The organism is Gynuella sp. (assembly GCF_050297175.1).
Taxonomy (GTDB): Bacteria; Pseudomonadota; Gammaproteobacteria; order Pseudomonadales; family Natronospirillaceae; genus Gynuella.
Genome location: NZ_JBNKSF010000035.1, coordinates 381,159 through 406,448, shown reverse-complemented (window position 1 = coordinate 406,448; position 25,290 = coordinate 381,159). Strand labels below are relative to the sequence as shown.

At 47.2% G+C, this 25,290-nt stretch carries 23 protein-coding genes; 15 read left to right on the top strand and 8 right to left on the bottom strand.

Features of this window, described 5'->3' with window-relative positions:
• Positions 1-4: 4 nt before the first annotated feature.
• Both ACQY6I_RS14915 and ACQY6I_RS14910 read right to left on the bottom strand, forming a co-directional pair.
• Positions 5-997 carry a glutathione S-transferase family protein gene (locus ACQY6I_RS14915; protein WP_428242291.1) on the bottom strand — a complete coding sequence of 331 codons (993 nt, stop codon included), beginning with the start codon at positions 995-997 and terminating at the stop codon, positions 5-7.
• Between the two features lie 17 nt (positions 998-1,014).
• Positions 1,015-1,620: an FMN-dependent NADH-azoreductase gene (locus tag ACQY6I_RS14910; protein ID WP_428242290.1), complete on the bottom strand. Its 606-nt coding sequence runs from the start codon at positions 1,618-1,620 to the stop codon at positions 1,015-1,017.
• Between the two features lie 303 nt (positions 1,621-1,923).
• On the opposite strand from ACQY6I_RS14910, the gene ACQY6I_RS14905 reads away from it, so the two are divergent.
• The 7 genes from ACQY6I_RS14905 (at position 1,924) to ACQY6I_RS14875 (ending at position 8,396) form a co-directional block, all read left to right on the top strand.
• A complete protein-coding gene (locus tag ACQY6I_RS14905; protein WP_428242289.1) occupies positions 1,924-3,267 on the top strand; it encodes a magnesium transporter in 1,344 nt (447 codons plus the stop codon).
• 10 nt (positions 3,268-3,277) lie between these two features.
• The gene (locus ACQY6I_RS14900; protein ID WP_428242288.1) at positions 3,278-3,514 is read left to right on the top strand and encodes a hypothetical protein; all 237 of its coding nucleotides are present in this window, start codon (positions 3,278-3,280) and stop codon (positions 3,512-3,514) included.
• Positions 3,507-4,358 carry a mechanosensitive ion channel family protein gene (locus ACQY6I_RS14895; RefSeq protein ID WP_428242287.1) on the top strand — a complete coding sequence of 284 codons (852 nt, stop codon included), beginning with the start codon at positions 3,507-3,509 and terminating at the stop codon, positions 4,356-4,358. The genes ACQY6I_RS14900 and ACQY6I_RS14895 overlap by 8 nt, the downstream gene beginning before the upstream one ends.
• Complete coding sequence (locus ACQY6I_RS14890) at positions 4,351-4,890, top strand: sigma-70 family RNA polymerase sigma factor (protein ID WP_428242286.1); 540 nt, start codon at positions 4,351-4,353, stop codon at positions 4,888-4,890. The genes ACQY6I_RS14895 and ACQY6I_RS14890 overlap by 8 nt, the downstream gene beginning before the upstream one ends.
• Positions 4,891-5,192: 302 nt before the next feature.
• Entirely contained in the window at positions 5,193-7,139 is a 1,947-nt protein-coding gene (gene acs, locus ACQY6I_RS14885) for an acetate--CoA ligase (protein ID WP_428242285.1), read from the top strand.
• A 191-nt stretch (positions 7,140-7,330) separates the two neighbouring features.
• The gene (locus ACQY6I_RS14880; RefSeq protein ID WP_428242284.1) at positions 7,331-7,984 is read left to right on the top strand and encodes a response regulator; all 654 of its coding nucleotides are present in this window, start codon (positions 7,331-7,333) and stop codon (positions 7,982-7,984) included.
• A 211-nt stretch (positions 7,985-8,195) separates the two neighbouring features.
• Entirely contained in the window at positions 8,196-8,396 is a 201-nt protein-coding gene (locus ACQY6I_RS14875; protein ID WP_428242283.1) for a hypothetical protein, read from the top strand.
• A 56-nt stretch (positions 8,397-8,452) separates the two neighbouring features.
• Here ACQY6I_RS14875 and ACQY6I_RS14870 read toward each other — a convergent pair whose 3' ends face one another.
• Together ACQY6I_RS14870 and ACQY6I_RS14865 are read right to left on the bottom strand one after the other, a co-directional pair.
• Positions 8,453-8,863 (bottom strand): hypothetical protein, encoded by a 411-nt coding sequence (locus tag ACQY6I_RS14870; RefSeq protein ID WP_428242282.1) that lies wholly within the window; start codon positions 8,861-8,863, stop codon positions 8,453-8,455.
• A gap of 177 nt (positions 8,864-9,040) precedes the next feature.
• On the bottom strand, positions 9,041-12,583 hold the full coding sequence (locus tag ACQY6I_RS14865) for a PAS domain-containing hybrid sensor histidine kinase/response regulator (protein ID WP_428242281.1): 3,543 nt from the start codon (positions 12,581-12,583) through the stop codon (positions 9,041-9,043).
• A gap of 360 nt (positions 12,584-12,943) precedes the next feature.
• On the opposite strand from ACQY6I_RS14865, the gene ACQY6I_RS14860 reads away from it, so the two are divergent.
• From ACQY6I_RS14860 to ACQY6I_RS14845, 4 genes are all read left to right on the top strand, one after another.
• Positions 12,944-13,738, top strand: coding sequence for a thymidylate synthase (locus ACQY6I_RS14860; protein WP_428242280.1), 795 nt, complete (start codon positions 12,944-12,946; stop codon positions 13,736-13,738).
• A 75-nt stretch (positions 13,739-13,813) separates the two neighbouring features.
• Positions 13,814-16,183, top strand: a complete 2,370-nt coding sequence (locus tag ACQY6I_RS14855) for a Lon protease family protein (RefSeq protein WP_428242279.1) — start codon at positions 13,814-13,816, stop codon at positions 16,181-16,183.
• 146 nt (positions 16,184-16,329) lie between these two features.
• Positions 16,330-16,605 (top strand): Lrp/AsnC family transcriptional regulator, encoded by a 276-nt coding sequence (locus ACQY6I_RS14850; protein ID WP_428242278.1) that lies wholly within the window; start codon positions 16,330-16,332, stop codon positions 16,603-16,605.
• Between the two features lie 348 nt (positions 16,606-16,953).
• Positions 16,954-19,125, top strand: a complete 2,172-nt coding sequence (locus tag ACQY6I_RS14845; RefSeq protein ID WP_428242277.1) for an alpha-amylase family glycosyl hydrolase — start codon at positions 16,954-16,956, stop codon at positions 19,123-19,125.
• Between the two features lie 114 nt (positions 19,126-19,239).
• On the opposite strand, the gene ACQY6I_RS14840 is transcribed toward ACQY6I_RS14845, so the two are convergent.
• Both ACQY6I_RS14840 and ACQY6I_RS14835 read right to left on the bottom strand, forming a co-directional pair.
• Positions 19,240-19,623: a RidA family protein gene (locus ACQY6I_RS14840; RefSeq protein ID WP_428242276.1), complete on the bottom strand. Its 384-nt coding sequence runs from the start codon at positions 19,621-19,623 to the stop codon at positions 19,240-19,242.
• Positions 19,624-19,742: 119 nt separating this feature from the next.
• Complete coding sequence (locus ACQY6I_RS14835; RefSeq protein ID WP_428242275.1) at positions 19,743-20,093, bottom strand: hypothetical protein; 351 nt, start codon at positions 20,091-20,093, stop codon at positions 19,743-19,745.
• Positions 20,094-20,239: 146 nt separating this feature from the next.
• Here ACQY6I_RS14835 and ACQY6I_RS14830 point away from each other — a divergent pair, with 146 nt between their 5' ends.
• On the top strand, positions 20,240-20,854 hold the full coding sequence (locus tag ACQY6I_RS14830; protein WP_428242274.1) for an alpha-ketoglutarate-dependent dioxygenase AlkB family protein: 615 nt from the start codon (positions 20,240-20,242) through the stop codon (positions 20,852-20,854).
• A gap of 189 nt (positions 20,855-21,043) precedes the next feature.
• On the opposite strand, the gene ACQY6I_RS14825 is transcribed toward ACQY6I_RS14830, so the two are convergent.
• Entirely contained in the window at positions 21,044-21,640 is a 597-nt protein-coding gene (locus tag ACQY6I_RS14825; protein WP_428242273.1) for a hypothetical protein, read from the bottom strand.
• 247 nt (positions 21,641-21,887) lie between these two features.
• Between ACQY6I_RS14825 and ACQY6I_RS14820 the strand changes: the two genes are divergently transcribed.
• Positions 21,888-22,745 carry an acyl-CoA thioesterase gene (locus ACQY6I_RS14820; RefSeq protein ID WP_428242272.1) on the top strand — a complete coding sequence of 286 codons (858 nt, stop codon included), beginning with the start codon at positions 21,888-21,890 and terminating at the stop codon, positions 22,743-22,745.
• Positions 22,738-23,376, top strand: coding sequence for a flavin prenyltransferase UbiX (locus tag ACQY6I_RS14815; RefSeq protein WP_428242271.1), 639 nt, complete (start codon positions 22,738-22,740; stop codon positions 23,374-23,376). Before ACQY6I_RS14820 ends, ACQY6I_RS14815 begins: the two co-directional genes overlap by 8 nt.
• Here the strand turns inward: ACQY6I_RS14815 and ACQY6I_RS14810 are convergent.
• Positions 23,327-23,848: a DNA-deoxyinosine glycosylase gene (locus tag ACQY6I_RS14810; RefSeq protein ID WP_428242270.1), complete on the bottom strand. Its 522-nt coding sequence runs from the start codon at positions 23,846-23,848 to the stop codon at positions 23,327-23,329. The genes ACQY6I_RS14815 and ACQY6I_RS14810 overlap by 50 nt on opposite strands.
• Before the next feature lie 869 nt (positions 23,849-24,717).
• Here ACQY6I_RS14810 and ACQY6I_RS14805 point away from each other — a divergent pair.
• Complete coding sequence (locus ACQY6I_RS14805; RefSeq protein WP_428242269.1) at positions 24,718-25,263, top strand: cytochrome b; 546 nt, start codon at positions 24,718-24,720, stop codon at positions 25,261-25,263.
• Positions 25,264-25,290: the final 27 nt, after the last annotated feature.

Genomic DNA, 25,290 nt, shown 5'->3' with positions numbered 1-25,290 from the left:
AGGCTTACAATTGTTGTCGATCAAAGGGGGCAAAATAATCAATTTTTGGCCCGACGGGAACCACTTGAGTCGGATTTATGGTTTTATGACTGTAATAGTAGTGTCTTTTACAGTGTTCCAGATTGAATGTGTCACTGATACCAGGTAATTGAAACAGTTCCCGCATGTAGGCGGAAAGGTTGGGATAGTCACTGATCCGTTGTTTATTGCACTTGAAGTGACCGTAGTATACCGGGTCAAAGCGTAGCAGCGTGGTGAACAGCCGCCAGTCGGCTTCGGTCAGGTCGTTGCCGCAAAGATAACGGGATGTGGTGAAATGTGCTTCTAACCAATCCAGTGAATCAAACAGCTTGTTGTATGCCTCTTCATAGGCTCTTTGAGTCGTCGCAAAGCCGCATTGGTAGACACCATTGTTGACGGTATCGTAGATGCGTTCGTTAAAACGATCTATCAAATCGCGCAAGTGCGGCGGATAAAAATCCTGCTGATTATCGGTCACCTTGTTAAATGCAGAATTGAACATGCGGATAATTTCAGACGATTCGTTGCTGACAATGGTATTGTTCTGTTTATCCCATAAAACCGGAACAGTTACCCGACCGGAATAGCGGTTGTCAGCGCGGGTATAAATTTCGTAATAGTGCTGGCTGTTAAACAGATGGTCTTTGATTTCAACACCATAAGCCGCGCTCGGATTACCGTCAAAACTCCAGCCGTGCTCAAGCATGTCCGGGTGCACTACAGATATTGAAATATGATCGTCGAGTTGTTTCAGCTTTCTGAATATCAGAGTTCTGTGTGCCCAGGGACAGGCAAGCGATACATAAAGATGATAACGTCCGGATTCGGCTTTGAAGCCTCCCCGGCCGTTGGGGCCTGGGCTACCATCTTTGGTAACCCAGTTGCGGAACTGGGCCTTGGAGCGGATGAATTCGCCATCGTTGGCATCTGTGTCATACCACTGGTCTTTCCATTCTCCTTTTACTAACAGGCCCATAAGTCACTCCGATTAAATTAGATTGCCAGTGATTCAATACGTTTCTCAGCGCTTGAGAAACTTTCTTTGGCTTTTTCTTCACCCATTGCCAAGCCTTCAGCGTAGACGAATTCAAGGCTGGTGAGACCGATCAGACCAAAAATGTGCTTCAGCCACTCAGTCTGGGTGTCGTAAGCAGATCCTTCATAAAGACCGCCTCGCGCAGCTGCAATGATGACTTTTTTGTCTTCTACCAGGCCGATAGGTTGGCCCTGTTCGTTGTATTTGAAAGTTTCACCTGCGCGGCAGATATGATCTATCCAAGCTTTTAATGGAGAAGGAATTGACAAGTTGTACATCGGTACTCCGACAACGATGATGTCAGCTGCCTTTACTTCTGCGATCAGCTGATCAGACAGGGCTACGGCTTGTTTCTGCTCGTCACTGCGCTGGTCTGCTGGAGTAAAAAAAGCTCCAACGGTTGCGCTGTCGAGATGGGGAACGTCAAAAGACGTCAGGTCATGTTTAACCACTGTACCTTCAGGGTTCTTGGCAGACCATGTTGATACAATTTGATTGGCCAGTTTGCTCGACTGGGAGTTATCTGAAAAAACGCCAGAATTAATTTGTAATAAAGTTGCCATTTTACTCTCCAAAAAAAACGTTGTGACACTGATTTGTTGAGGTACATTCTCTTAAATAACTCAGGTACAAAAAAAGAGAAACAATCTGAATGTGTCGTTAAAAAAAAATGAATATCAGCAGACATGATGGACGAATGATAAATCAGCCATTGTCGGAATGTGGCCTGAGCAGGTGTGCTATGGTCCAACTCAATCGTATTTCCTGTAATTAGGTGGATGATACGAGCTTCGAGGTATTAAGTTGCGTTCCAATTGTGGTCATGACCGACATCAGTCAACCATAAAGAATTAAGGAACCTGTTTATGGTTAATCCGGATTTAAGAGAATCTTTGCTCGGCTGGCTGTTGGATCAGTTTGCTGAAAGTGTACCGGCTCTTCCGCTGGAGACGCCGGAGTTCAGTCCCAATGACTGGGCTTTTTTTATCGAAGGGATGTATCCAGACCATCGTCTTGGGTTGTTCCAGGAAATCCCTCTGGAGTTGCGCGGAGATGTGCTGGTCGTCACAAATGATGACGTACGGCGGCGACTGATTGAGCAGCTCAGTGCGACTGAGCTGTACAATCTGGCTGAATCGACTTCGTCAGAACACTTGGTTGAAGTCCTGGGTATGATGCCCAGCCATGTGTTGTTGCGTGCCATAAAACGTCTGGACTCTGACGAACAGGAACTGGTTCAGAAAGCGCTGTCCTATACCGACCGGAAAATTGGTCGTTATGTTTCCAGAGCGGTATTGACGGTTACACCCGAAGCGACCGCAGCTATGGCCCGAACAGCGCTAAAACAGCAACAGGTGCCTGAGTACACTGACCGGCTACTGCTTGTAGATGACAAAGGCATTTTCAAAGGCAGTGTTGATCTGGAAATATTACAGTCAGCACCCGCAAGGCAGGCATTATCAGAATTATCTGATCTCGATGAGAAACATATGCTGCTGGCTGACCAGGATTATGGTGAAGCCGCGTTGGATATGAAAAGTTCCGGGTTTGCGATGATGCCGGTGGTCAATGAGCAACATGAACTGCTGGGACGGATCACTATTCGTGAAGCGCTGGAACTGGCAGTGGATTTTTATGAAAACCAACTGCTGGCCCAGGGGGGGATGAATGACGAAGACTTGTTCGCGCCGGTTAAAGTTTCTGTCGCCAGACGGACCGTCTGGTTGGGAATTAATCTGATTACCGCGCTGGCAGCTTCCTGGGTTATCGGCTTGTTTGAGCTGGCGTTGTCGAAAATTGTTGCGTTAGCCGTTCTGATGCCCGTTGTGGCAAGTATGGGGGGAATTGCCGGGAGCCAGACCCTGACCCTGACTATTCGGGGATTGGCTACCGGTCAGATCAATAATGCCAACCTGACTCTGCTGGCCCATAAAGAAGTTCGTATTGGATTGATCAATGGTCTGATATGGGCATTGATTATCGGCGTTGTGGTGTCATGGTGGTTCGGTAATCCGGGATTATCTTTTGTGATTGCAATTGCGATCTGGATCAACGTACTGGCGGCAGCCTGTGCCGGGATTCTGGTGCCGGTCATTCTGGACCGGATGAAAATTGATCCGGCTCTGGCTGGGTCGGTGGTTTTAACGACAGTCACAGATGTAGTTGGTTTTTTTGCTTTTTTAGGTACGGCGACGTTGTTATTGATTTGAGAGGTATGATTTGAATCATTTGGGGGAAGATAAGCTGGAACAGGAGATCAAGGGTCTGTTTCAGCATAGTATTGAACGGCTCGATGTAGCTGATCAGATCGTCAGTGCATCGCATAGTGCTAACCGTCAGCGTGGTGTACTGGATATTGTTACCATGCTTGGTCGGGGAGCGGTTGCTGTTATGTTGACAGCTATAAATCCGGCATCAGTGGGAAGTAAGTTACGGGAGAAGAATCACCATGAATGAAGCACTCAATTCCACCGGACCCATGTTGGGGACCATTTCCGGAGCATGGCAGAAGATAGTCTCGTTTATGCCCAATATAGCCGGGGCAATTCTGTTGATGGTGGTCGGTTATTTTCTGGCCCGACTGGCTCTTAAAGTCATTACCAGTGTAGTGGATAAACTCGGGGTCAGCCGCCTTGCAGATACTATTGGAGTGACTAGAGCCCTGCGCCGTGCCCGTATCAGACGAAAATTACCCGAGTTGGTCGGTCTGGTCTTCTTTTGGGTGATTATTCTGCTGTTCATCGTATTATCGGTCGAGGTCTTAGGGCTGGATAAAGTGAGTTCTGCGCTTAACGAAATGCTCCTGTATTTCCCTAAAGTACTGGCAGCATTGGTTATTATTGCCGTGGGGCTGTTTATTGCCCAGTTCATACAAGGACTGGTGGAAACTGCAGCTCATGGGGTTGGCTTGGAATACAGCCGCAATCTGGGCAAACTGGCCTATGCTGGTATCATTATTATCGTAGTCTCTCTGGCTATTGGGGAGCTGGATATTGAAACTGCGCTGCTCAATGCTGTAATTATTATTACCTTGTCAGCGTTTGCACTGGCAGCTTCGCTGTCTCTGGGACTGGCTACCAAACACCTTTCCAAGGCAATTGTTTCTGGTGTTTATGTCCGGGAGTTATTGAATGTCGGTGATGAAATAGAAATCGACGGACAGCGTGGAGTGGTTGAAGAGGTTAGTACGTTGAAAACCTTTATTCGCCTTGATGATGAGTCTTTGCTTTGCATCCCGAATGAGCAATTGATTCAGTCAACTTATAAACTGATTAAAGTAGCATCGCCTAATAGTGACTGATCTATCTGATGAAGTGTTGGTAGACCGGGCTCAGCAGGAACTGCCCTATAACAGTCGTTCCTATCAGATACTGATGCAACGCTATCAACCGTATTTATACCGGCTGATCTATGCCTCACTGAAGGATGCAGATGAAAGTCATGATGTTCTGCAGGAGGTGCTGGTAAGGGTGTACAAATCCTTGCCTGGGTTTAAAAAAGAGTCTGCCTTTAAGACCTGGTTAACAGCGATTACTATCAATCGCTGTAATACCCGGCACGACAAAATCAAGCGTGAAGCCCGTTTCAAGGACTTGTGGGCACGTGAAGCGCCTGACAGCTACGAACATCAGTTTGATCACAAAGATGATGAGTTTGGCCGATTGATCGAGGGGCTTAACTATCAGGAGCGGCAGATTCTGTCCTTGCGGTTTGTAGCTGAAATGGAGTTGAAGGATATTGCCGAAATTGCAGGGTTGAAGCTCAGTGCCTGTAAGATGAAGTTTTATCGCTCGCTTGAGAAAATCAAAGCCAGACAGACAGATGATTCCTAGCGGAGTCATCACTCTGTCTGGTTTTTGGTCTCTTCATTCTCTCGATTATCAGATGTTTCGCTGTCTTGGTCGCCAGGTTTTGGTGTTAGTGATCACAGAATTGGCAGGCATATCGCTGTATTTCTCACAGGTGAATAACTGGCTTTCTGCATATCAAGCGAAACTTCGCCCGACCAAGGTCTAATTCAGTAATCCTGTCGACAATTGATAATCTGCAAGACATCACAATAACAACATAGAACATGTAACAATTAAGTTAGTTTGTCAGGACGCATTACAACAATAATCTAGAGAGGTAGAACATGTCTGAATCAGCTATTTATCCCGTCTCGGCTGCAGCAAAAGCCAATACATACGCGGACAACGACACTTATCTGAAGATGTATCAGCAATCGGTGGAGGATAACGAGGGATTCTGGCGGGAGATGGGCCAGCGTATTGACTGGTACAAACCTTATACCGAAGTCAAAGACGTCAGTTACGACAAGAATAATCTGCACATTCGCTGGTATGGCGATGGTGTTACTAATGTTGCCTATAACTGCATAGACCGTCATCTGGAAACACGTGGAGATGAAGTCGCTCTTATTTGGGAAGGCGATGATCCATCCGTCGATAAAAAAATCACTTATCGGCAACTGCATGAGCATGTATGCAGACTGGCTAACACAATGAAGTCTATGGGGCTGAGTAAGGGTGATCGGGTCACTCTGTATATGCCCATGATACCGGAGGCGGCGTATGCCATGCTTGCGTGTGCCCGGATTGGTGCTGTCCATTCTGTTGTGTTCGGTGGTTTTTCTCCAGAAGCACTGGCAGGGCGTATTATCGACTGCGAGTCTAAACTGGTGATTACCGCAGATGAGGGAATGCGGGGCTCCAAAACCATTCCGCTGAAAGGAAATGTGGACAAAGCACTGGAACACCCGTCCATTGAATGTGTCGAAAATGTACTTGTGGTGAAACGGACCGACGGAAAAGTTGAGATGATGTCCGGTCGTGACACTTGGTACCACGATGCCGTCAATAGCCAGCCGGCGGAGTGCGAACCTGAACCGATGAATGCAGAGGATCCACTATTCATTCTTTATACGTCTGGTTCTACCGGCAAGCCTAAAGGCGTTCTGCATACAACTGGCGGTTATCTTGTTTATGCATCACTGACTCACCAGTATGTGTTTGATTATCGTCCTGGTGAGGTGTACTGGTGTGCAGCTGATGTCGGTTGGGTAACCGGGCACACTTATATTGTCTACGGACCGCTGGCGAACGGTGCCACAACATTAATGTTTGAAGGCATCCCAACTTACCCTGATACCGGACGGGTGGGTCAGATTGTCGACAAACATCAGGTGAATATTCTCTATATCGCTCCGACGGCCATCCGTACCCTGATGGCTAATAGTGATGTGGCCACAGGATCAAGCAGTCGTCAGTCTTTGCGGTTGCTGGGTACAGTCGGAGAGCCGATCAATCCAGAGGCGTGGAAGTGGTATTACGAGACATTTGGTGAATCCCGATCACCGATTGTGGATACCTGGTGGCAGACTGAAACCGGTGGTGCATTGATTACACCATTGCCAGGCGCAACGGATCTCAAACCAGGATCAGCTACCCGTCCATTTTTTGGGATACAACCGGCGTTGGTAGATTCAACCGGCCAGTTTTTAGAGGGAGCGACCGAAGGTAATCTGGTGATTACGGATTCATGGCCTGGTCAGATGCGCACAGTTTATGGTGATCATGAGCGTTTCATTCAGACTTACTTCAGTACTTATGAAGGTCTGTATTTTACCGGTGATGGTGCCCGCAGAGACGAAGATGGTTACTACTGGATTACCGGTCGTGTCGATGACGTGCTGAACGTATCCGGCCATCGCCTGGGAACGGCGGAAATCGAGAGTGCCCTGGTTTCACATCCTGCTGTGGCTGAAGCTGCCGTAGTTGGGTATCCCCATGATGTCAAAGGGCAGGGGATTTATGTATATGTTACCCCGATGGAAGGAGTGTATCCGGATGAGGATCTGACCAAGGAAGTGATTGCCTGGGTGAGAAAGGAAATTGGCCCGATTGCGTCACCTGATTTGATTCAATGGACTCAGGGATTACCAAAAACACGCTCAGGTAAAATCATGCGTCGCATTCTCAGAAAAATTGCGGCAAATGAGTATGGTGAGTTGGGCGATACATCCACATTGGCAGATCCATCGGTGGTGGATGAGCTGATTGATAATCATCGGAACCTCTGATCTCCTGCAAAAACACCTGGCATGACAGTACGCTGCTTGTGCCAGGAGCTATGTAAGTCTAAGATGCCAAGTCAGAACGCTGTTTCTGTCCAGATGTGTAGATCCGGAATGCCCGAAGTCAGACAGAACAGCCACTTTTCCGGGTCCTTGTTGTTCTTGGGACGATAAAAACAATAACCGATGACATGACTATGGCGATTTTTTTAATAGCTGATGATCATCCTTTGTTTCGTGATGCTTTGACAACGGCATTGAAGAGAGGATTTCCCAGAGACCGGATACTCACATCCGATTCTATTACCACCACCAAAGAATTAATTGAGACAAGTGGTGAGCCTGATCTGTTGTTGCTGGATTTGAATATGCCTGGCAGCGATGGTTTTTTTGGCTTGATTCATCTGCGCGAGTGTTATGCTGCAGTACCCATTGTGGTGATATCTGCAATGGAAGATCCTTTGATCATTCAGCGTGCCCTGGCATATGGTGCCAGTGGCTTTATTCCCAAAAGTTGCCCGGCTGAACAAATCATTGAGGCAATAAACGCCGTATTGGAAGGTGATTGCTGGGTTCCGTCAGCCATAAGGGCTGAACTCGAAAGGTTACCATTGGAAGAAAAGGATTTTTCTGATCGAGTGGCGACATTGACTGACCAGCAGTTCAAAGTTCTGATGCATTTAACCGAAGGGCGCCTGAATAAGCAGATTGCCTATGATCTCAATATTTCAGAAGCCACTGTAAAAGCCCATATTACTGCCATTTTTCGTAAACTGGGTGTGCAAAACAGAACCCAGGCCGTTATTGCAGCATCCAAGTTGAAACTGCCGGAGAACATGGGCGCCTTTTAAGGCTGCCTAATGGTTTTTCCTCGCCCCCGCCTTCATTCAATGAAATATCGCATTTAGGTAACAGACTGACCCTAAGAGTCAGCCTGTTTTGCCCTTTTTTGTGTTATTGGTCATGTAGATCTAAAAATTCCTTTAAAATCAATGGGTTATAAATTGGCACGGTTGTCGCTTATTGGAGAATAAATACAACATGGTCAGATAGGTGAGTGTTATGAATGAATCAGGAAAGGTTGTCAGCATTGCTGAATATTACCCTGAGAGAGCCCTGGAGCATTTAAATCGTCTGACTGGTTTGGAGTTCTCAAGTTACCCCGAGTCATTGGCAGTTGACAGTATAGAACCGCTCCCTGTTGACGGTATTCCTGTATTGAAGCAGGTTGTTCAGTTGGGAAATCGGTTTAGAGCGAGTTGAGTTGTACCCCCTTGATAGGAAGTAGTATGCAGTATCCTGTTGTTCAAGGGGTTTTTTTATCTGCCTGAATTGCGACGTTCCGGTGTACTGGTTAATTGTTGTTTTTGCTCGTGTCGTTGAACAAAGATTTCGTCGATCTGAAAAGAAAGATGATTGTTATCGGTTTTAACATGTAATTGCATTTGTCGGATCGGCCCCTTGCTTTTAATAACGGCCACACCCGACAGCAAAGTTTGTCCGATTCGGGTCATTTGAACCTTATCCACGCTGATAGTCTGTTCTTTGATATCGTCCTGAACCTTTAAAACAAGCTGTATAGGCAGGTCATGAGCCTGATTCATATTAAGCCAGACTGCGATATTGTAATGCGATAAATAAGACTGCCCCGGTTTTACAAAAGGGGGATTATCGACGATGTGATCAGGTACATTGCTAATAAGATAAGTGTTGGATACGCGCTTGATCATGAGAATGACTCTTCATTCATTCGAGTGGTTGTACAATTAATCGACAACTTTAGACGGAAATTTTCTCTAAGAGTGTGATCAGATCAAGCTTCCCTGGAAATTCATTTTTTCTTTGCACAATATTGAGATCAGTTCGATATTTTTGTGTGAATGCAGTCACAACCAAATCTGTTTGAACTATCCGGCTTGTCGCAAAAAACTGGTAACCAGAGATCTTAACGGGGCGGGCTTGATCGGTTTGCGTAAATAGCCAATTCCGTGTTCACGAGCCAGTTGCCGAATACTCTGTTCCGCATTGGCGGTGATTAAAATGGTAGGAATCTGTTGCTTCCACTGCTGCCACAAGTCCAACGTCAATGTAATACCATCCTGTCCGTGATCCAGCTGATAATCCATCAACAGCAGGTCAGGCATCTCTTCACTCAAAGCTTCTTCTCTCTGACTGACGGTCTTCGTAGAGCACCCCCATCTGGTCAAAAGGGTTTCCAGGGCATGAAGGTTTTCGGGTTGATTGTCGACGCACAGCACTTTCAGGCCGGCAAAGTCATTATTTAGAGCACTGCTGACTTCTCGGGTTTCGAACGGTGTGATGATTGCGTTCTTGTCTGCGATGGGAATTTTGACCGACAACATGGTGCCTTTGCCTGGCTGACTCCAAATATCAAGACCGTGTTGCAATAGATTGCTCATACGGTGTACGACACCTAGTCCGAGACCGACACCTTGTTCGTGGTTGGTGGTTTCGATGCGGTAAAAATCGTTAAAGATCTTACCCTGGTCCTGTTTCGAAATGCCTGGTCCAGTATCCCAAACCTGTAGCTCCAGTGCTCCCTGTCGATGGCGGCATCCTACCAGTACTTTCCCCTTTGAAGTGTATTTAATGGCATTGGAAACCAGATTTTGAATGATTCGGCGTAAATAAACCGGGTCACTGAAGACATGATGGCGGGTGTTGACCCATTTGATGGCCAAGCCTTTTTTTCTGGCGATGATATCGAACTCATGCTCAAGCGGCTGCAGTATGTCCATCAATGGAAAAGCTTCCTGTTTCGGCGTTAAGGCACCATCATCAAGCCGGGCGATTTCCAGCAGGATGCTGATCAGCTCTTCGGTAGACTGCAGTGACTCGCTTAGTTTTTGCAGTATTGTGTGCTGTTCATGCTCATCTTCAACCGGTTGGCCATCAAGTAGAGAGGCGGTGTAAAGTCTGGCAGCATTCAGAGGTTGTAGAATATCGTGACTGGCCAGAGCCAGAAAACGGGTTTTGCTGGCATTGGCTGCTTCGGCAATGGCCCGAGCGTGTATTAATTCCTGTTCCACTTCCTCGCGGTGAGCAATTTCAGCCCTGAGTTCCAGGTTGATGTCCTGGATCGTCCGGGTACGATCTGCGACTCTGGCTTCCAATTCCTCCTTGGCGCGTTGTAAGGCCTCCTGCGAGCGTACGTGATCGGAGATATCATTAAAGGTCGTGACGAAACCGCCGCCCGGGAACGGGTTCCCTTTCATTTCCACCACCGTGCCATCACGGCGCAGGCGAATGAAGCGATGAGGTGTGCCCCGGCGCAGATGTTCCAGCCGGCGGTTGACGTGATCCTCGATTTTACCAGGGCCACATTCACCCATGGATGCGTTGTAGCGGACCAGATCTTCAATCGGCCGACCCACCCGGATAAATCCTTCCGGATAGTCAAACATCTGAATATAGCGTCGATTCCAGGCGACCAGTTTGAGGTCCCGGTCGATCACACTGACACCCTGGTCGATGTTTTCGAGAGTGGTTGATAACAGTTTTTGATTAAACTGAATTGCCTGGGTGGTTTCGTCAAAGAAGGTGACGACCTCTTCAATACCAAGGGACTTTCCTGAGAGGATTGAGTGCACCATGGCGCGCGCCGATGCCGAGCCGATAATACTGGACAATACCCGTTCAACATACCGGATCAGGATGAGTTTTGGCGTTGCCGACTCCACCAGGCTGATTTGATGCGCTCTGGCAAACTCACTGAGTAGAAAATCAGCCCGGCGGACGCCGGCAAATCGTTCCAGTAATGCCCGCAGGTCTGATACGGTGGTGTTTTGCCGGCGAAACCCGGATTCAGAAACCTCCTTGCCCGGGTCTAGCACCTCTACAAAAGCGGCTGCCTGTAAACGATCGATCAGCCGGGTCGATGTCAGTTTGGACACAGCGACCAGCGCCAGAGTGTTGATCAGTAGTGACCAGAAAACTCCGTGAGATAGATGATCGTCAATGCCAAACCATAGTAAGTGTTCTGGACGGAGCCAGTCCTTACCCATGATTCCGGTTTCCAGAATTTCAGGTTCCCATAAGCCGCCGTGAATCAGGGTTGGCAGCATTAAAGTGAAGAACCAGAGCGCGAGCCCTGAGATCAGTCCGGCATAAGCTCCCCAAACATTGGCGCCTTTCCAGTAAAGGCCACAGAGGAAGGCTGGTACCAACTGTACCACCAGGCTGAACGCCAGCAGCCCGATGGTACTGAGTGCGTCATTGCTGCCATAGGTATGATGGTAAAAATAAGCCAGTGTAATAATCATGATAATGGCAATACGCCGAATCAGGATCAGCGCGTTAGACAGGTCTCTGCCATCACGGCTTTTGAAACGTTTGGTCTTCAGCAGCAACGGTAACAGAACATCATTGCTCAGCATGGTGCTCATGGTCAGCGTGGCCACTACGATCATGGCGGTGGCGGCAGAGAATCCGCCAATAAACACTAAAATGGTCAGCCAGGTATTTTCGCTGGCCATAGGAATATGTAAAACGAAGGTATCTGCGTCCAGGCCCTGACCCTCGAATAACACCAGCCCGGCCGCAGTAATGGGAATCACCACAACGGAGATTAACGCCAGGTAGAGCGGAAATATCCAGCGGGCCAGATTGAAATGTTCAATCTTGGTGTTTTCCACCACGGTAATGTGAAATTGCCGTGGCAATACCAGAATAGCCCCACCGGCCAATAGCATCTGGGTCCAGAAATTGGCATTCAGGCGGTTCTCAAAGGGGGCGTTCATGACGCTGTTGCTGTCGAATTGCTGCCAGAAATCCTGTGGACCGTTGAACAGGGTAAATACTACAAAAAAGCCGATGGTTAGCAGAGCCAGCAGTTTGACGATGGATTCGAACGCAATTGCCATCATCATGCCGCGGTGATGCTCGGTGACGTGCACCTGACGGGTGCCGAACAGGATTGCAAATACCGTCATGCTGAACGCAATTGGGAGGGTCGTGTCCCCCAGCCAGCCGGATTGAGAGGTATCGACGGGCTGGCTGATCACATTGATACTTGCTGTCACCGCTTTCAGCTGCAATGAGATGTAAGGAATAATTGCCATCAACGAAATGATGCTGACCAGAATAGCGATGCCTGGACGTTTACCAAACCGGGAGGCAAGGAAGTCGGCAATAGAGGAGCAGTTCTGATGCTTGGATACCAGCAAAGCCTTATAGATGATCCGGTTGCCGAACAGGAACATCAGAATCGGTGCCAGATAGATGGGCAGATACTCCCAGCCACTTGAAGCCGCTCGACCAACTGCTCCGTAATAAGTCCAGGACGTGCAATAAACGGCCATTGCCAGACCATAGACAGCAGCCGGAGGAATTTTTAATGGTTTGTCGAGATGACGGTCACCGGCTATTGCCACCGCAAACATAATGCCGATGTAGCCGGTCGCAATTGCCAGAATCTGCCAGGCTTCCATAGTATTTTTTTATCGTCGTGGCCTGAATGAAAGCGCTATTATGGCGATCAGTGAATCATCATGCCACAGGGCTTTTGACTAACGCGCCAACGTGTCACAATTCGCGCCTGATTAATCCTGTGATAACGCATGCAGGGTTGATGGTTTGATGCAGGGATGGATCATGGTTGGTTAGCAGCCAACTGCAGTTCCGGATAGTTCGGGAGCTGATTCAAAAAAGGCTGTATGCGGACAGGTCAATGTTTCGCGTGACGGCTCATGACATATCGCCCGATAACGTGAGGCGAAGAACAAATTGTTCAGGATGAACAACCTGTTCATTCGGTTAATCAAACCCTTCAGGGTATCAGCAGAACAAACATGCAACAGTATTTAGATCTTATTCGGCATATCAAAACCCATGGCAATATGAAGACTGATCGTACCGGTACCGGTACCCAGAGCATCTTTGGTTACCAGATGCGTTTTGATCTCAGTCAGGGGTTTCCGCTGGTCACGACCAAAAAGCTGCATCTGCGCAGTATCATTCACGAATTGCTCTGGTTTCTTAGTGGTGATACCAATATCCGTTATCTGAAAGAAAATGGTGTTCGTATCTGGGATGAATGGGCTGATGAAAATGGTGATCTCGGGCCGGTTTACGGTGAGCAGTGGCGCAGTTGGAAAACACCGGATGGCGAGACCATAGACCAGATCAGCAATGTGTTGAATACCATCCGAACCAACCCCGACAGCCGGCGCATGCTGGTGGTGGCATACAATCCCGGCGTTGTGGAAAAAATGGCGCTGCCGCCCTGCCACAGTCTGTTTCAGTTTTATGTGGCCGACGGTCGGTTGAGCTGTCAGCTGTACCAGCGTAGCTGTGATGTTTTTCTGGGGTTGCCGTTCAATATTGCCAGTTACGCGCTGTTGACTCATATGATTGCCCATCAGGCTGATCTGGAAGTAGGGGACTTTGTCTGGTCTGGTGGTGATGTGCATATTTATAACGATCACCAGCAACAAACTGAGTTGCAACTGACCCGACAGCCTTATCCGCTACCGTCTCTCCGCATTCAGCGCAAACCTGATAGCTTGTTCGGTTATCAGTTTGAAGATTTTGAAATTGTCGGCTACGAAGCTCACCCAAGCATTAAAGGTAAAGTTTCGGTTTGATCGCCACAGATATTGACTACGTTATCGAATGTGAACAGCCACCATTCTTATCCGATTGAGAAGTAACCCTATTCCATGACAAAACTGACTGTAGATCTGTTAAAAAATAATGTCTCTTTGGCATATATGAATTTTGAAACCACTGCCGAGCTGGAAGCCGACATTGGTTTTCTGGGTCATGAGCGAGCCAAGGCTGCACTTGAGCTAGGAATCAATATTCCCTCATCGGGCTATAACCTGTTTGTAATGGGTGAGCCTGGCACTGGGCGTCAGACACTGGTGTCCCGTTATGTTCGAGAGAAGGCGGAGCAGAAGACCGCACCTTCGGACTGGTGTTACGTCAATAATTTCAACAATACCTCGGAGCCATTGGCACTGGAGCTACCATCCGGGCAGGCCAGTAAATTGGTTAGTGATATTGAGCATTTTATTGATGAGTTACTCGATACGTTTCCAGCTGCATTTGAAAATCCATCTTATCAGCGACGGAAAGCGCAGATAGAACGCACTTTCAATCAAAAATACGATCAGGCCATTGCCAATGTGGATCGGAAAGCCAGTGGGCTGGATGTTGCTGTAATCGGCGAAAACGGCTCTATCCTGTTTGCTCCGGTATATGAAGGCAAGGCGCTCGATGAAACCGAGTTTGCACAGTTACCAGAAGAACCCAAGATGCTGTATTTAAGCCGGATTTCTGAGCTTGAAGAGTTTCTCAATGAACAACTGCTGGAACTGCCGCAATGGCGTCGGGAAGCCTCTGAACAAAGCCGTCAATTGGATATTGAAACCATTGCACTGGCGGTCAGGCCGTTGATCAAAAAGCTTGAACGCAAGTATCAGAACCGCATTGGGGTGTTACGTTATTTCCGTGAGTTGCGTGAGCATCTGCCAAGAGTGGTACTGGAACTTTTCGGTGATGAGATCCAATTGGAATCCCGTACCGATCATGAGCGCCGGCAAGTATTGGTTTCAACCTATTCTCCCAACATTTTGGTTGAACACTCGCCCACAGAAGGTGCGCCGGTGATTTATGAGTTGCTGCCGAGTTATGCCAATTTATTCGGCCGGATTGAGTACACCATCAACCAGGGAACGCCGGTAACCAATTACCGACTGATCAAACCTGGCAGTCTGGTCAAAGCATCCGGTGGATATTTGATTCTCGATGCGGAAAAGTTGTTGATCGAACCTCTGGCCTGGGATGCCCTGAAACTGGCACTGAAAACTCGCCAGATCAAACTGGATGCGTCCGGTTATGATGCCACGTTGTATTCGGCGGTGACATTGACGCCCCAAAGTGTGGACATCAATGTCAAAATCATTCTGATTGGTTCGCGGGATATCTATTATCAGTTGCAGGCTTATGACCCCGAGTTCAGCGAACTGTTCCGGGTACTGGTCGATTTTGACAGTTACATTCCGCGTAGTGAAGGCACCATGGATCACCTGATCCGGCGTCTTAAACATTATAGTGAAAGTAAAAACTATGCTCACCTGACCCGTCGTGCCGTTGAGCGGATGATTGAATACAGTTTGCGCCAGGCGGAGCACAAAGAGCGATTGTCGCCACGTATGGTCGGTCTGTTTGAAATCATGGCAGAGGCGGACTACCTGCGCTCCCGTGATGAACGGGACGTTATTGATGAGCAACATATTTTGGGGGCCTTAAAAGCCGCGGAAGTGCGCAACGGACGTATCAGTGAGCAACTGATGCAGGAGATCGCTGAGGGAACCGTGTTGATTGATACCGATGGTGCCCGTATTGGTCAGGTCAATGGCCTGACGGTTATGGAGCTTGGTGAGACCCGCTTTGGTCAACCGGCACGGATTACCGCGACAGTTTATGCTGGTTCCAATGGCATTGTAGATATCGAAAAAGAATCGGAACTGGGTCAGTCCATTCACTCCAAGGGGGTGATGTTGCTGACGGGTTACCTGGGTCAGAAGTATGCCCGTGAGTTTCCTCTGATCATCAGTGCCAATCTGGCCATGGAGCAGTCTTACGGCCATATCGATGGTGACAGTGCTTCATTGGCAGAATTGGTTGCCCTGGTATCGGCCATTGCGGAGGTGCCTGTGTCACAAACGTTTGCTGTTACCGGATCGATCAATCAGCATGGAGAAGTTCAGGCGATTGGTGGCGTGAATGAAAAAATAGAAGGATTCTTCCAATTGTGTCGGGATCGGGAATTAACCGGCAAACAGGGCGTGATCATTCCTAAAGATAATATCAAACATCTGATGTTGAATGATGATGTTATTGCTGCGGTTAAAGCCGGGATGTTTTCCATCCATGCAGTAGACCGGGTCGAACAGGCGATGGAAATCCTGTTGGACGAAGAAATTGGTGAGGCTGACAATACCGGGCACTATCCAGTGGACAGCATTAACGGCAAGGTCTGGCAACGGTTAAAAGTCATGGCTGATTATGATCGGGGTAGCTGATTTTTTGATCTGCTGACGGATATTGCGTTAAGACAGCGGATTTAGAGAGGCATCTGATCTATTTAGCCTTCAGGTAATGAACCACCGAACCATAAAAACGGGTTCAGTGGTTCATTGATCATCAACGTATCCCACGAGGAATCGATATGCTTACTGCCATCATTCTGTTCAGCATAGAAAAAAAACATATCAATGAAGTCGCTGAGCAGCTGGCTAATATACCCGGTATTTCCGAAGTATATTCTGTCAGCGGCTCTTACGATGTCGCGGCCATCGTCAGAGTCAGGGCCAATGAAGATCTGGCGGATCTGGTCACGCAGAAAATTTCCCAGATCGATTCCATTATCAGAACCGAAACCATGCTGGCGTTTCAGACTCACTCCAAGCATGATCTGGAAGCAATGTTTTCCGTTGGAGAATAAGCCTTTCCGGCAGCAATCATTCAAGAACAATTTGCATCTGAAACACAGATTGTAGTTGGTGGCTGTGACAGCACAGCCCGCATTTTTCTGGCTTCGTCAGAAATAATATACCTTTATCAGATGTGCTCTCTTTTGAATCAATGTACAGATAGTCATTCACACCACGAACCGATTGTCTCGTAACGACTCTTGATTCCCGTCCCCGGTTAGAGTTTCAGAGCAGTTACCTGCTGCTGGCCATGTACTATGCTTAGTGCGCGACAGCCTATAGTCGCAGCATAAATCGAGAAATGTCCGCATAAAAGTCGTATCGGCTGACTCAAAAATAACATCAAGAAAGGAGGCTGTATGAACACCCGGATAATCTGGTTATCGGTGATTCTCCTATTAGCAGGTAATGGTTCCGCAGAGTGGTACTTTCGAGGTACTCCGAATGCTTGGGGTAAGATGCAAATGAGCACTGATGACAATGTTCACTACTGCACGACACAGACATTTTCTGATGGAGATGAAAATGGTGGACCCCGTTTTAAAGTGGATCGTTATGGTAACTGGCAGGAAAGTTACCCGGCTCAGGATTATGGTGTGAGCATGAATACTCAATATACGATTTGTTTAAATGTTGAGTCTCACCTGTTCTCACTGGAGGCTGCCAGTCCCAATGATTTGGTTATTCATCGATTGGGAGCGGAATATGATGCTGACGGTACAACGTTTGCCATCTGGTCTCCTGAAAGCTCGAACGTCATGCTGAATTTGAACGGCGTGGATTATCCCATGCTCAGGGCGGATGATCAGAATGGTTACACGGGTATCTATGGCCGGCGGGTGAATGGAGATCTACACGGTCAACCCTACTTTTTCAAGATTAATGGCATACGGGTACGTGACCCTTACGGCAAGATGGCCATTCCTAATGAGGATACTAATATTGTTATGGATATGAGCCGGACACTGCCAGCTGGTGGGTGGGTTGAACGTCCACCGCTGGCTGAACGTGAGGATGCTGTTATTTATGAAGTGCACGTCCGTGATTTCACTATTGATGCCAGTTCGGCAGTGTCAGCTGACAAACGCGGAAAATTTATGGGAATGGTGGAGACGGGCACTGCTTACCAATCCGTTGCTACGGGTATTGATCATTTGAAAGAGCTGGGTATCACTCATGTTCAATTGTTGCCGATTTATGACTTTGCAACGTGTCCGGACTTAGCCGACACCAGCTGTTATAACTGGGGATATGACCCGAGAAATTATAATGTGCCGGAAGATCGTTATGCGGTTTCACTGAACTATGAAGATCGGGTCCGGGAATTAAAAACTATGGTGAACGAGTTTCATAAGGCTGGTATCCGCGTCATCATGGATGTGGTGTACAACCATACGTTTGATTATGAGATGTTTGAACATATCTCCATGCGTTATTACACCGACACTGATCTCAGTGGTACAGGCAACTCTATCGATGCCAATGTCCCTATGGTCAGTCGTATGATTCAGGATTCACTCGAATACTGGCTGAAAGAATATAACCTTGACGGTTTCCGGTTTGATCTGGCAGGTATTTTTGATCATGACGAGTTTGGGCGCTGGGGTCGGTATTTGAATGATGTGTTTCCCGATCGTAACCTGTTGTTGTATGGCGAACCATGGAATGGTTATGCCGAAGATATCCGTGAAAGTGAGCGTGTCCGACCGGGGACAATTGCTCGAGAATATGAGGCTCATGTGGGTATTTTTAATGCTCATTATCGCGAGGCAATCAAGGGCAACAATGACAATGGTTATGGTGGCGGTTTCGCATTCAATCAGGGTGAGATCTGGAAAATGGACTTTGGTTCCCGTGCTGCCATTCGCTATAACAACGACCCGTGGCAGGTGATTGATCTCTGGGATCCTATGTTTGCAACGGATCCGGAACAAAGCATAAATTACGTTTCTGCTCATGATAACCTTTGTCTGAGAGATAAAATCCTGGCCTGGGCCGATGTGAATGGTATCGATTCTTCAAGTGATTACCTCCGGCGGATACAAAACTATGCCAATGGCATGATTCTGACCTCGCAGGGAATTCCGTTTCTGCACGGCGGTGTTGAATTGATGCGCGATAAACAGGGTGACGAAAACTCTTTTATTTCATCTGATGAAATCAACAAGATCCGTTGGAACTGGAAAGTTGAGAACGCCGATATTTATCGTTATTACCAGGATCTGATCAGACTGCGTAATCATCACCCCGGTTTGCGTATGAATACCTGGCATGAAATAGATAACTATGTTTCGACGATTCGTTATTCTGATCATGTGCTGGTGACGGACATTAATGCCGCTGCCAACAACGATGATTGGAGTCGTATTCTGGTGATCTACAATTCAGGTGGTGATTTCAGTTATCCACTACCGGGTGGTACCTGGTATGTGGCGGTAGAACGAAACGATCCTGATGCCGGCAACGACAGAGTGGTGACGAATCATTTATGGATCGAAGGAACCGCGGTCACTGTACTGTATCAACCCTGATCAGTGGCTGTATTTTTTTGGGAGATATCCATTGTGAAGCGATGTTGTTGCTTTCATGGATGTCTCCTGCTGTCATTTCCCAGGGAAAGCCTGTAGAGAAAAAAAGCGAATCCTTCAGATTCCGGTTTTCAGAGCGACAATTACCTCAATTTCAATCTGCAGGTCAGGGTGGATGAGGTTTGACACCTCAACCAGGGAACAGGCTGGCAAGTATCCTTCGTAGAATTTGAATAGCTGTTCCCGTACAGAAGGAAGCAAGCTGATATTGCGCATAAAGATCGTCAGTTTGATCAGGTCACTTTTTGAACGTTTTTCCTGTTCCAGAATACGGTTTATCTGCGACAGAACTTCTTCACACTGTTGCATAAGGTCCAACTGCTGAGCATCGGTACCGTAAGCCGTGAGGCCGGATACAAACAACGTGTTGTTGTATTTGCTGGCATGTACGTAAGGACCGACTATCGTTGGCAGGCATTCATAATTTATGCGTTCAATCATCTAAGGAGCCTCTGAACAAGGGACTGTTTTTGCGCAGGACACTGTCGGCTCGGTCAGGAGGCGACACTTTCTCAAATCTTCATTTATTCCAGTAAATTGCGGTTGTCAGAATGGATGGCTTATTTGGATAACTGTCGTTTGAGTTGTTCGAACCGTTTGCGCTTGTCGGTTTCGCTGAGGTTTTCCTCAGGTATGTTGGCGGGTTCGCCCAATGGTGAAACATCGAGTTGTTTGGTTACCTGCTCAGTGGTCATCGCCGGCATGGCGGTACTTGTGTCTGGTTGTTGGAGCTCGCGTTCCTCTATGACTTCCTGCAGCAGCTCCAATGCCTCGACAGTTCCGGTGAGCTGCTCCTGGTTGGCACCTGAATTGAGCCTGGCTTCCAGTTTTTGGATCACATCTTTTATCTGTTGAGTATCGGGCTGTTGTTCATCCAGCCATTTCAGTGCTGATTCAGCATTTGTGGACATCTTTGGAACGAAACCTTCAATTGTCAAAACAACTATTATAGCCTGCTGCTTTTGCAAAAGTCTTTTATTCAAACCCGCAGCAGGATTGTGCGGAAACAGAGGGTATTAGTATCCTCCATTAGACCGTTCAGATGAGGCGTGAAAGTATGTTGTTTTCTGATGCACCGTTCCAGCAGGTTGATCTTCGCAATGGCAGCCTTCGATATTTTGAGGATTTTATCCCGGAGCATCGCTCCTTGTTTGATCCTTTGAAGACGGCGTTGGACTGGTATCAGGGAGATGTCCAGCTATTTGGAAAACACTATAAAACCCCGCGACTACAATGCTGGTATGGAGACGAAGCCTATACGTATTCAAACGTTCGGCTGGAGCCCAGAGCCTGGGCAGATATGCTGTTGCCGTTAAAAAGTGCAGTTGAACGCAGCAGCGGTTATCGGTTCAATTCCATGCTGGGAAATTGGTATCAGCACGGGCAGCACGGTATGGGATTCCATGCCGATAATGAACCGGAGCTGGGACAACATCCAGTTGTGGCCATGCTGACCTTCGGATATGCCCGGGATTTACGTTTCAAGCATAAAAATGGTCGGGATCAGTTCACCATTACCCCGCAAAGCGGTTCTTTACTGGTTATGGAGGGAGAGATACAACAATATTGGCGTCATGGAATTGCCAAGAGTACTCGACAGATGGGGGAGCGGATCAGTCTGACGTTTCGGTATATTTTGCCTGCTTCAAAACAACGGGTCTCTGAAAAATAGGAATAGTTTTGATGCAGGGGGGAAGTACCACTTGCAACACCGCAATTTACGGGTGCAAATGAGGGTGTGAGACTGGGGCTGACAACGTCCTGCACGAAAATAGGCCATTTTTCAGATGGTTCCCTAAAATCTGATCACCAATAGAATGGAGGGGTTGTTCTGCAGAGAGGTTGGACCCAGAATGATGTGCTAGAGCTGATCAGCGGCTCGATGTAATTCTTTGAGTTTTTCGACAACGGAAGCCCGGATATTGTTGCGGTTAAACTCCGACACGCCCGACAGTTCCGTAATTTTGATCCGATGCAGGTGCAGACAAGGTGTGTGTGTATCGAACTGACGCAAATCCCCTTTCACCAGTATGGGTAAAAATGGGTCTTTGCTTTGCTGGGTATAAATTATTTTTCGTAAAGCCTGTTTAAATGGCAGTGGGGCCGGTGGTTCACTACGATTTCTGGAGCGCACCATAACATAAAGCCCGCTTGCTCCTATCACTTGTCCTGGCACGATATGCAGTCCGGTATCGCGGATTGCGCTGGCCGAGATATGATTGAAAGTGTCGTGGAAGGTATAGGGATTGGGTAGAATGACTATTTTACTGGGGTCATCAGAGGGCATGTTAAGACTGTAATTGGTGTACAGCTGTTCTACAGAGGCAGAATAGATGCATAGCAGGTTTTCGAACTTGTATAGAAACTTACAGGCAAGTTCCCGCTTGTTGATCTCGTCAAGATTCCATATCAGGTCTTTATTGCTGGTCGGGTAATCAAACGAAACACCTGCGGACATATTGGCTAACCTTTTCTTTAATGAAGATAAGTACAATACAGTTATTTAAAGGTAGTTCAGCATTGAAAAAACCAGAGTAAAACATTGTAATTCTGAGACGTAGGTTGAAAAAAACATTTGTCAGACAATATTCTGGCTGGATTCCAGTTGTAGGAAAGAATCCGGGGACACTTAGTAGCACGATACCGTTTTCGCAAAATGATGTCATCTGTATTTTATTTTTTTGAACATCACTCGGGGTAGTTATATGAGTCAGGTCGTTGAAGATTTAGTTAAATTGTTAACTCTTAAAGAGAATGGTGATAACCGTTTTATAGGGCATAGTCAGGATCTTGGTTTCAGTCGGGTATTTGGGGGGCAGGTGATTGGTCAAGGGCTGAGTGCTGCCAGTCAGACGGTTTGTGATCGTTATCCTCATTCATTGCATGCTTACTTTTTACGACCTGGAGATGCGCATCATCCCATTGAGTATGAAGTGGAACATGTCCGTGATGGTAAAAGCTTCTCTGTGCGCCGAGTTATTGCCAGTCAGTTTGGTAAAACGATTCTGGCTATGACCGCCTCCTTCCAGATTGAAGAGCAGGGAGTGTCTCATCAGGAAGTTATGCCGAATGTGCCAGGTCCGGAGAATTTTGAATCTACCGTCGAATTGTTTCGTCAGCATGCTGATGAGATTCCGGAAAAGGTTCGCGATCAGTTTACTGCCGAACGTCCAATCGAATATCGCATCGTTGAAAACCAGAATCCATTCCGACCCCGCCATGGTATTGGTCGCCGCCATATGTGGATCCGTTCTGTTGCACCTTTGCCGGACGATTTGAAAATTCACCAATACATGCTGGCCTATACATCTGATTGGGGATTTCTGGAGACTGCACTGATGCCTCATGGGTTGTCACTGGGTACTCCTGATCTGGATATTGCCAGTCTTGATCATGCCATCTGGTTTCATCGGCCATTCCGTCTGGATGACTGGTTGTTGTTTGTGGCTGACAGTCCATCTGCATCCGGTTGTCGAGGATTTGTGCGTGGACAGATATTTAACCGTACAGGTGAATTGATAGCCTCCACCACTCAGGAAGGGTTGGTTCGTTATCATGGTTGATTCCGATACTATCACTGTTGCCATTACGGGTGCTTCAGGTGCTCAATATGGCCTGCGGCTGGTCGAACAACTCGTGCAGGCAGACCGGCAAATCTATGTGTTGATCAGTAAAGCGGCACAGATGGTGATGGCATTGGAAATGGATCTGTCTATGCCATCTAATGCTGCAAAAGCTGAAGCGTTGCTTATGCATAGAACAGGTGCGAAAAAAAATCAGATTAATGTATTCGGCCGGGAGGACTGGACCAGTCCGGTTGCGTCCGGATCTGGAGCACCAAGAAGCATGGTAGTGTGCCCATGTTCTACTGGTACCTTGTCTGCTGTCGCCTCCGGTGCCTGTAACAACTTGATTGAACGTGCAGCAGATGTGGTTCTGAAGGAGCGTGGGCAGTTGATCATGGTGCCACGGGAGACACCGTTATCAACGATACATTTGCAGAATATGTTGACTTTGAGCCAGATGGGGGCAGTGATTCTGCCGGCAATGCCTGGTTTTTATCAGCGTCCGGAGAGTGTTGATGATATGGTCGATTTTATTGTTGCCCGCATTCTGAATCAGCTTGGTATCGAGCAGCAATTGCTTAAACCCTGGGGAGATTCCATACTTCAGTCACCCATTGCTGATACTTGACGGTTCGTGGAATCGACGCATTTGCGGGGCTGGTTGAAGGCAGGGTGACCAGTTTATAAGTTTGGAAAAAATCGGTGTTATCGCGTAGTACATGGCGATGAAAAGACTGATACGATTTTTTTCCGTTGAAACATATTTTTCGGATGTTTCTATATTGTCGGAGCAGGGTGATGAGATCGTTGGCCTGTTCTGTTTCGGTAACAATACTGCTATCAAGACTGCCTGGTCGCTCGCAGTACTCAAGCACATCCCATAACGCAACTTTTTTATTTTTCAGTAGCGCCAGTTTATCCGCATAATCCAACGTATTGGCTTCGTATCCCTCACATTCCAGTAATATTTCCCAAAACAGATTTTGAGGATGGCCGTAATATTGTTGCTGGCGTAACGATGCTTCTCCTGGCATGGAGCCTAGTACCAGAACTTCAGAATTTTCTTCAATAACGGGCGAAAAGCTTCGTTTCAAATTCATATCGACAATGTATTTTATGAGTGGAAGAGTTTATTTTATAAATACACGGTTTTTTTCTGTTAACCGATGTTCGTAATCGCTGAAAAATATATAAAAATAGTCATGAAAGAGCCGATGACGCTGTGACTATGATTTTCGATCAGGGAACAGACACCATTGTAGTGTTTAATGCTGCGAGAGTCATTTGGCAACAGGCTGCAATAGAAGGTTAGTCCGAAGTTACCAAAACCTAAGGAACCTCTGAAACATGGCCTGTTTTCGCGCAGGAGGTTGTCAGCCCCTGTCTCACATCTTCATTTACACCAGTGAATTGCGGTGTTGCGAGTGGTGCTTCCTCGCCTGCATCAGAACTATTGCTATTTTCAGAGGCCCCTTAGCATCATTGTGAGGTATTTATCCTGGTAGCGGTGTAAATTGAGAAACAGTTGGTTTTTTTGAACATCCGGCATTTATTTTTTTAAAAGATCAGGTTTACTTCGACCGCTGTTAAGGGGGGCCCGTTACTCTGCTTGTTATATAGGTAACTGTCCAAAAGGATCTGTAAGGCGTGCTTTACCAGCGTTGTTGTTTGTTTGATATTTCGCCGTTATTGAATCATTTGTCTTCGCTGCTAAAAATCATCCATATAAGAACTTATCCTTCACAACCTGCAATAAAAGCCTGACGTTTTTTTTTGCAACATGAAAAATCGGAGTGATTTTCTCTCTCTTCCCAAAGTAATGCCAAAATTGTCATGACTTTGCCGGGAGTTTCTTGATCCGGTAAGAGGTTGTCAGGGCGCATTTATTGACGATAACCCGCCGGAAACGACCACATTTGTTCTGGTGATGAATGTGTATATAACAACTGTTTAGGTTTTGGAGCCTGATATGGACCACAAAGACAAATTGAGTCATATGACCATTTTTTTGCATTGGATTGTTGCGTTGACAATGATTGTGCTGACAGCCGTTGGTTTTTATATGACCTTTAATCATAGTTACGGACTGTATCCGTATCACAAAGCGATAGGTGTGATTATTCTCCTGTTCGCTGTGATAAGGGTGGTTTGGCGTTACAGACTTGGATGGCCTGAACCGGTCAGAGAGTATCCAAAGTTGGAGCACACAATGGCTCATGCCGCTCATTGGATATTGATTCTGGCGACCGTACTAATGCCAATTTCAGGCATGATGGGATCCGGAGCTGGAGGGCATGGTATCAGTATATTTGGTCTGGAGTTGGTGCCTTCCAATTATCAGGGCGATGAAGCTATTCCCTATAATGAAACAATGGCCAGCGTTGGGCATGTACTGCATACCTGGCTAGGTTATATCCTGGCTGCCACTATTGCACTTCATCTTTTGGGCGCTTTTAAACACCATTGGATCGACAAGGATCTGACGTTAAAGCGTATGTTGGGTAAGCGAGCCTGACAATTATCATGAACGCCTGACCTTCTC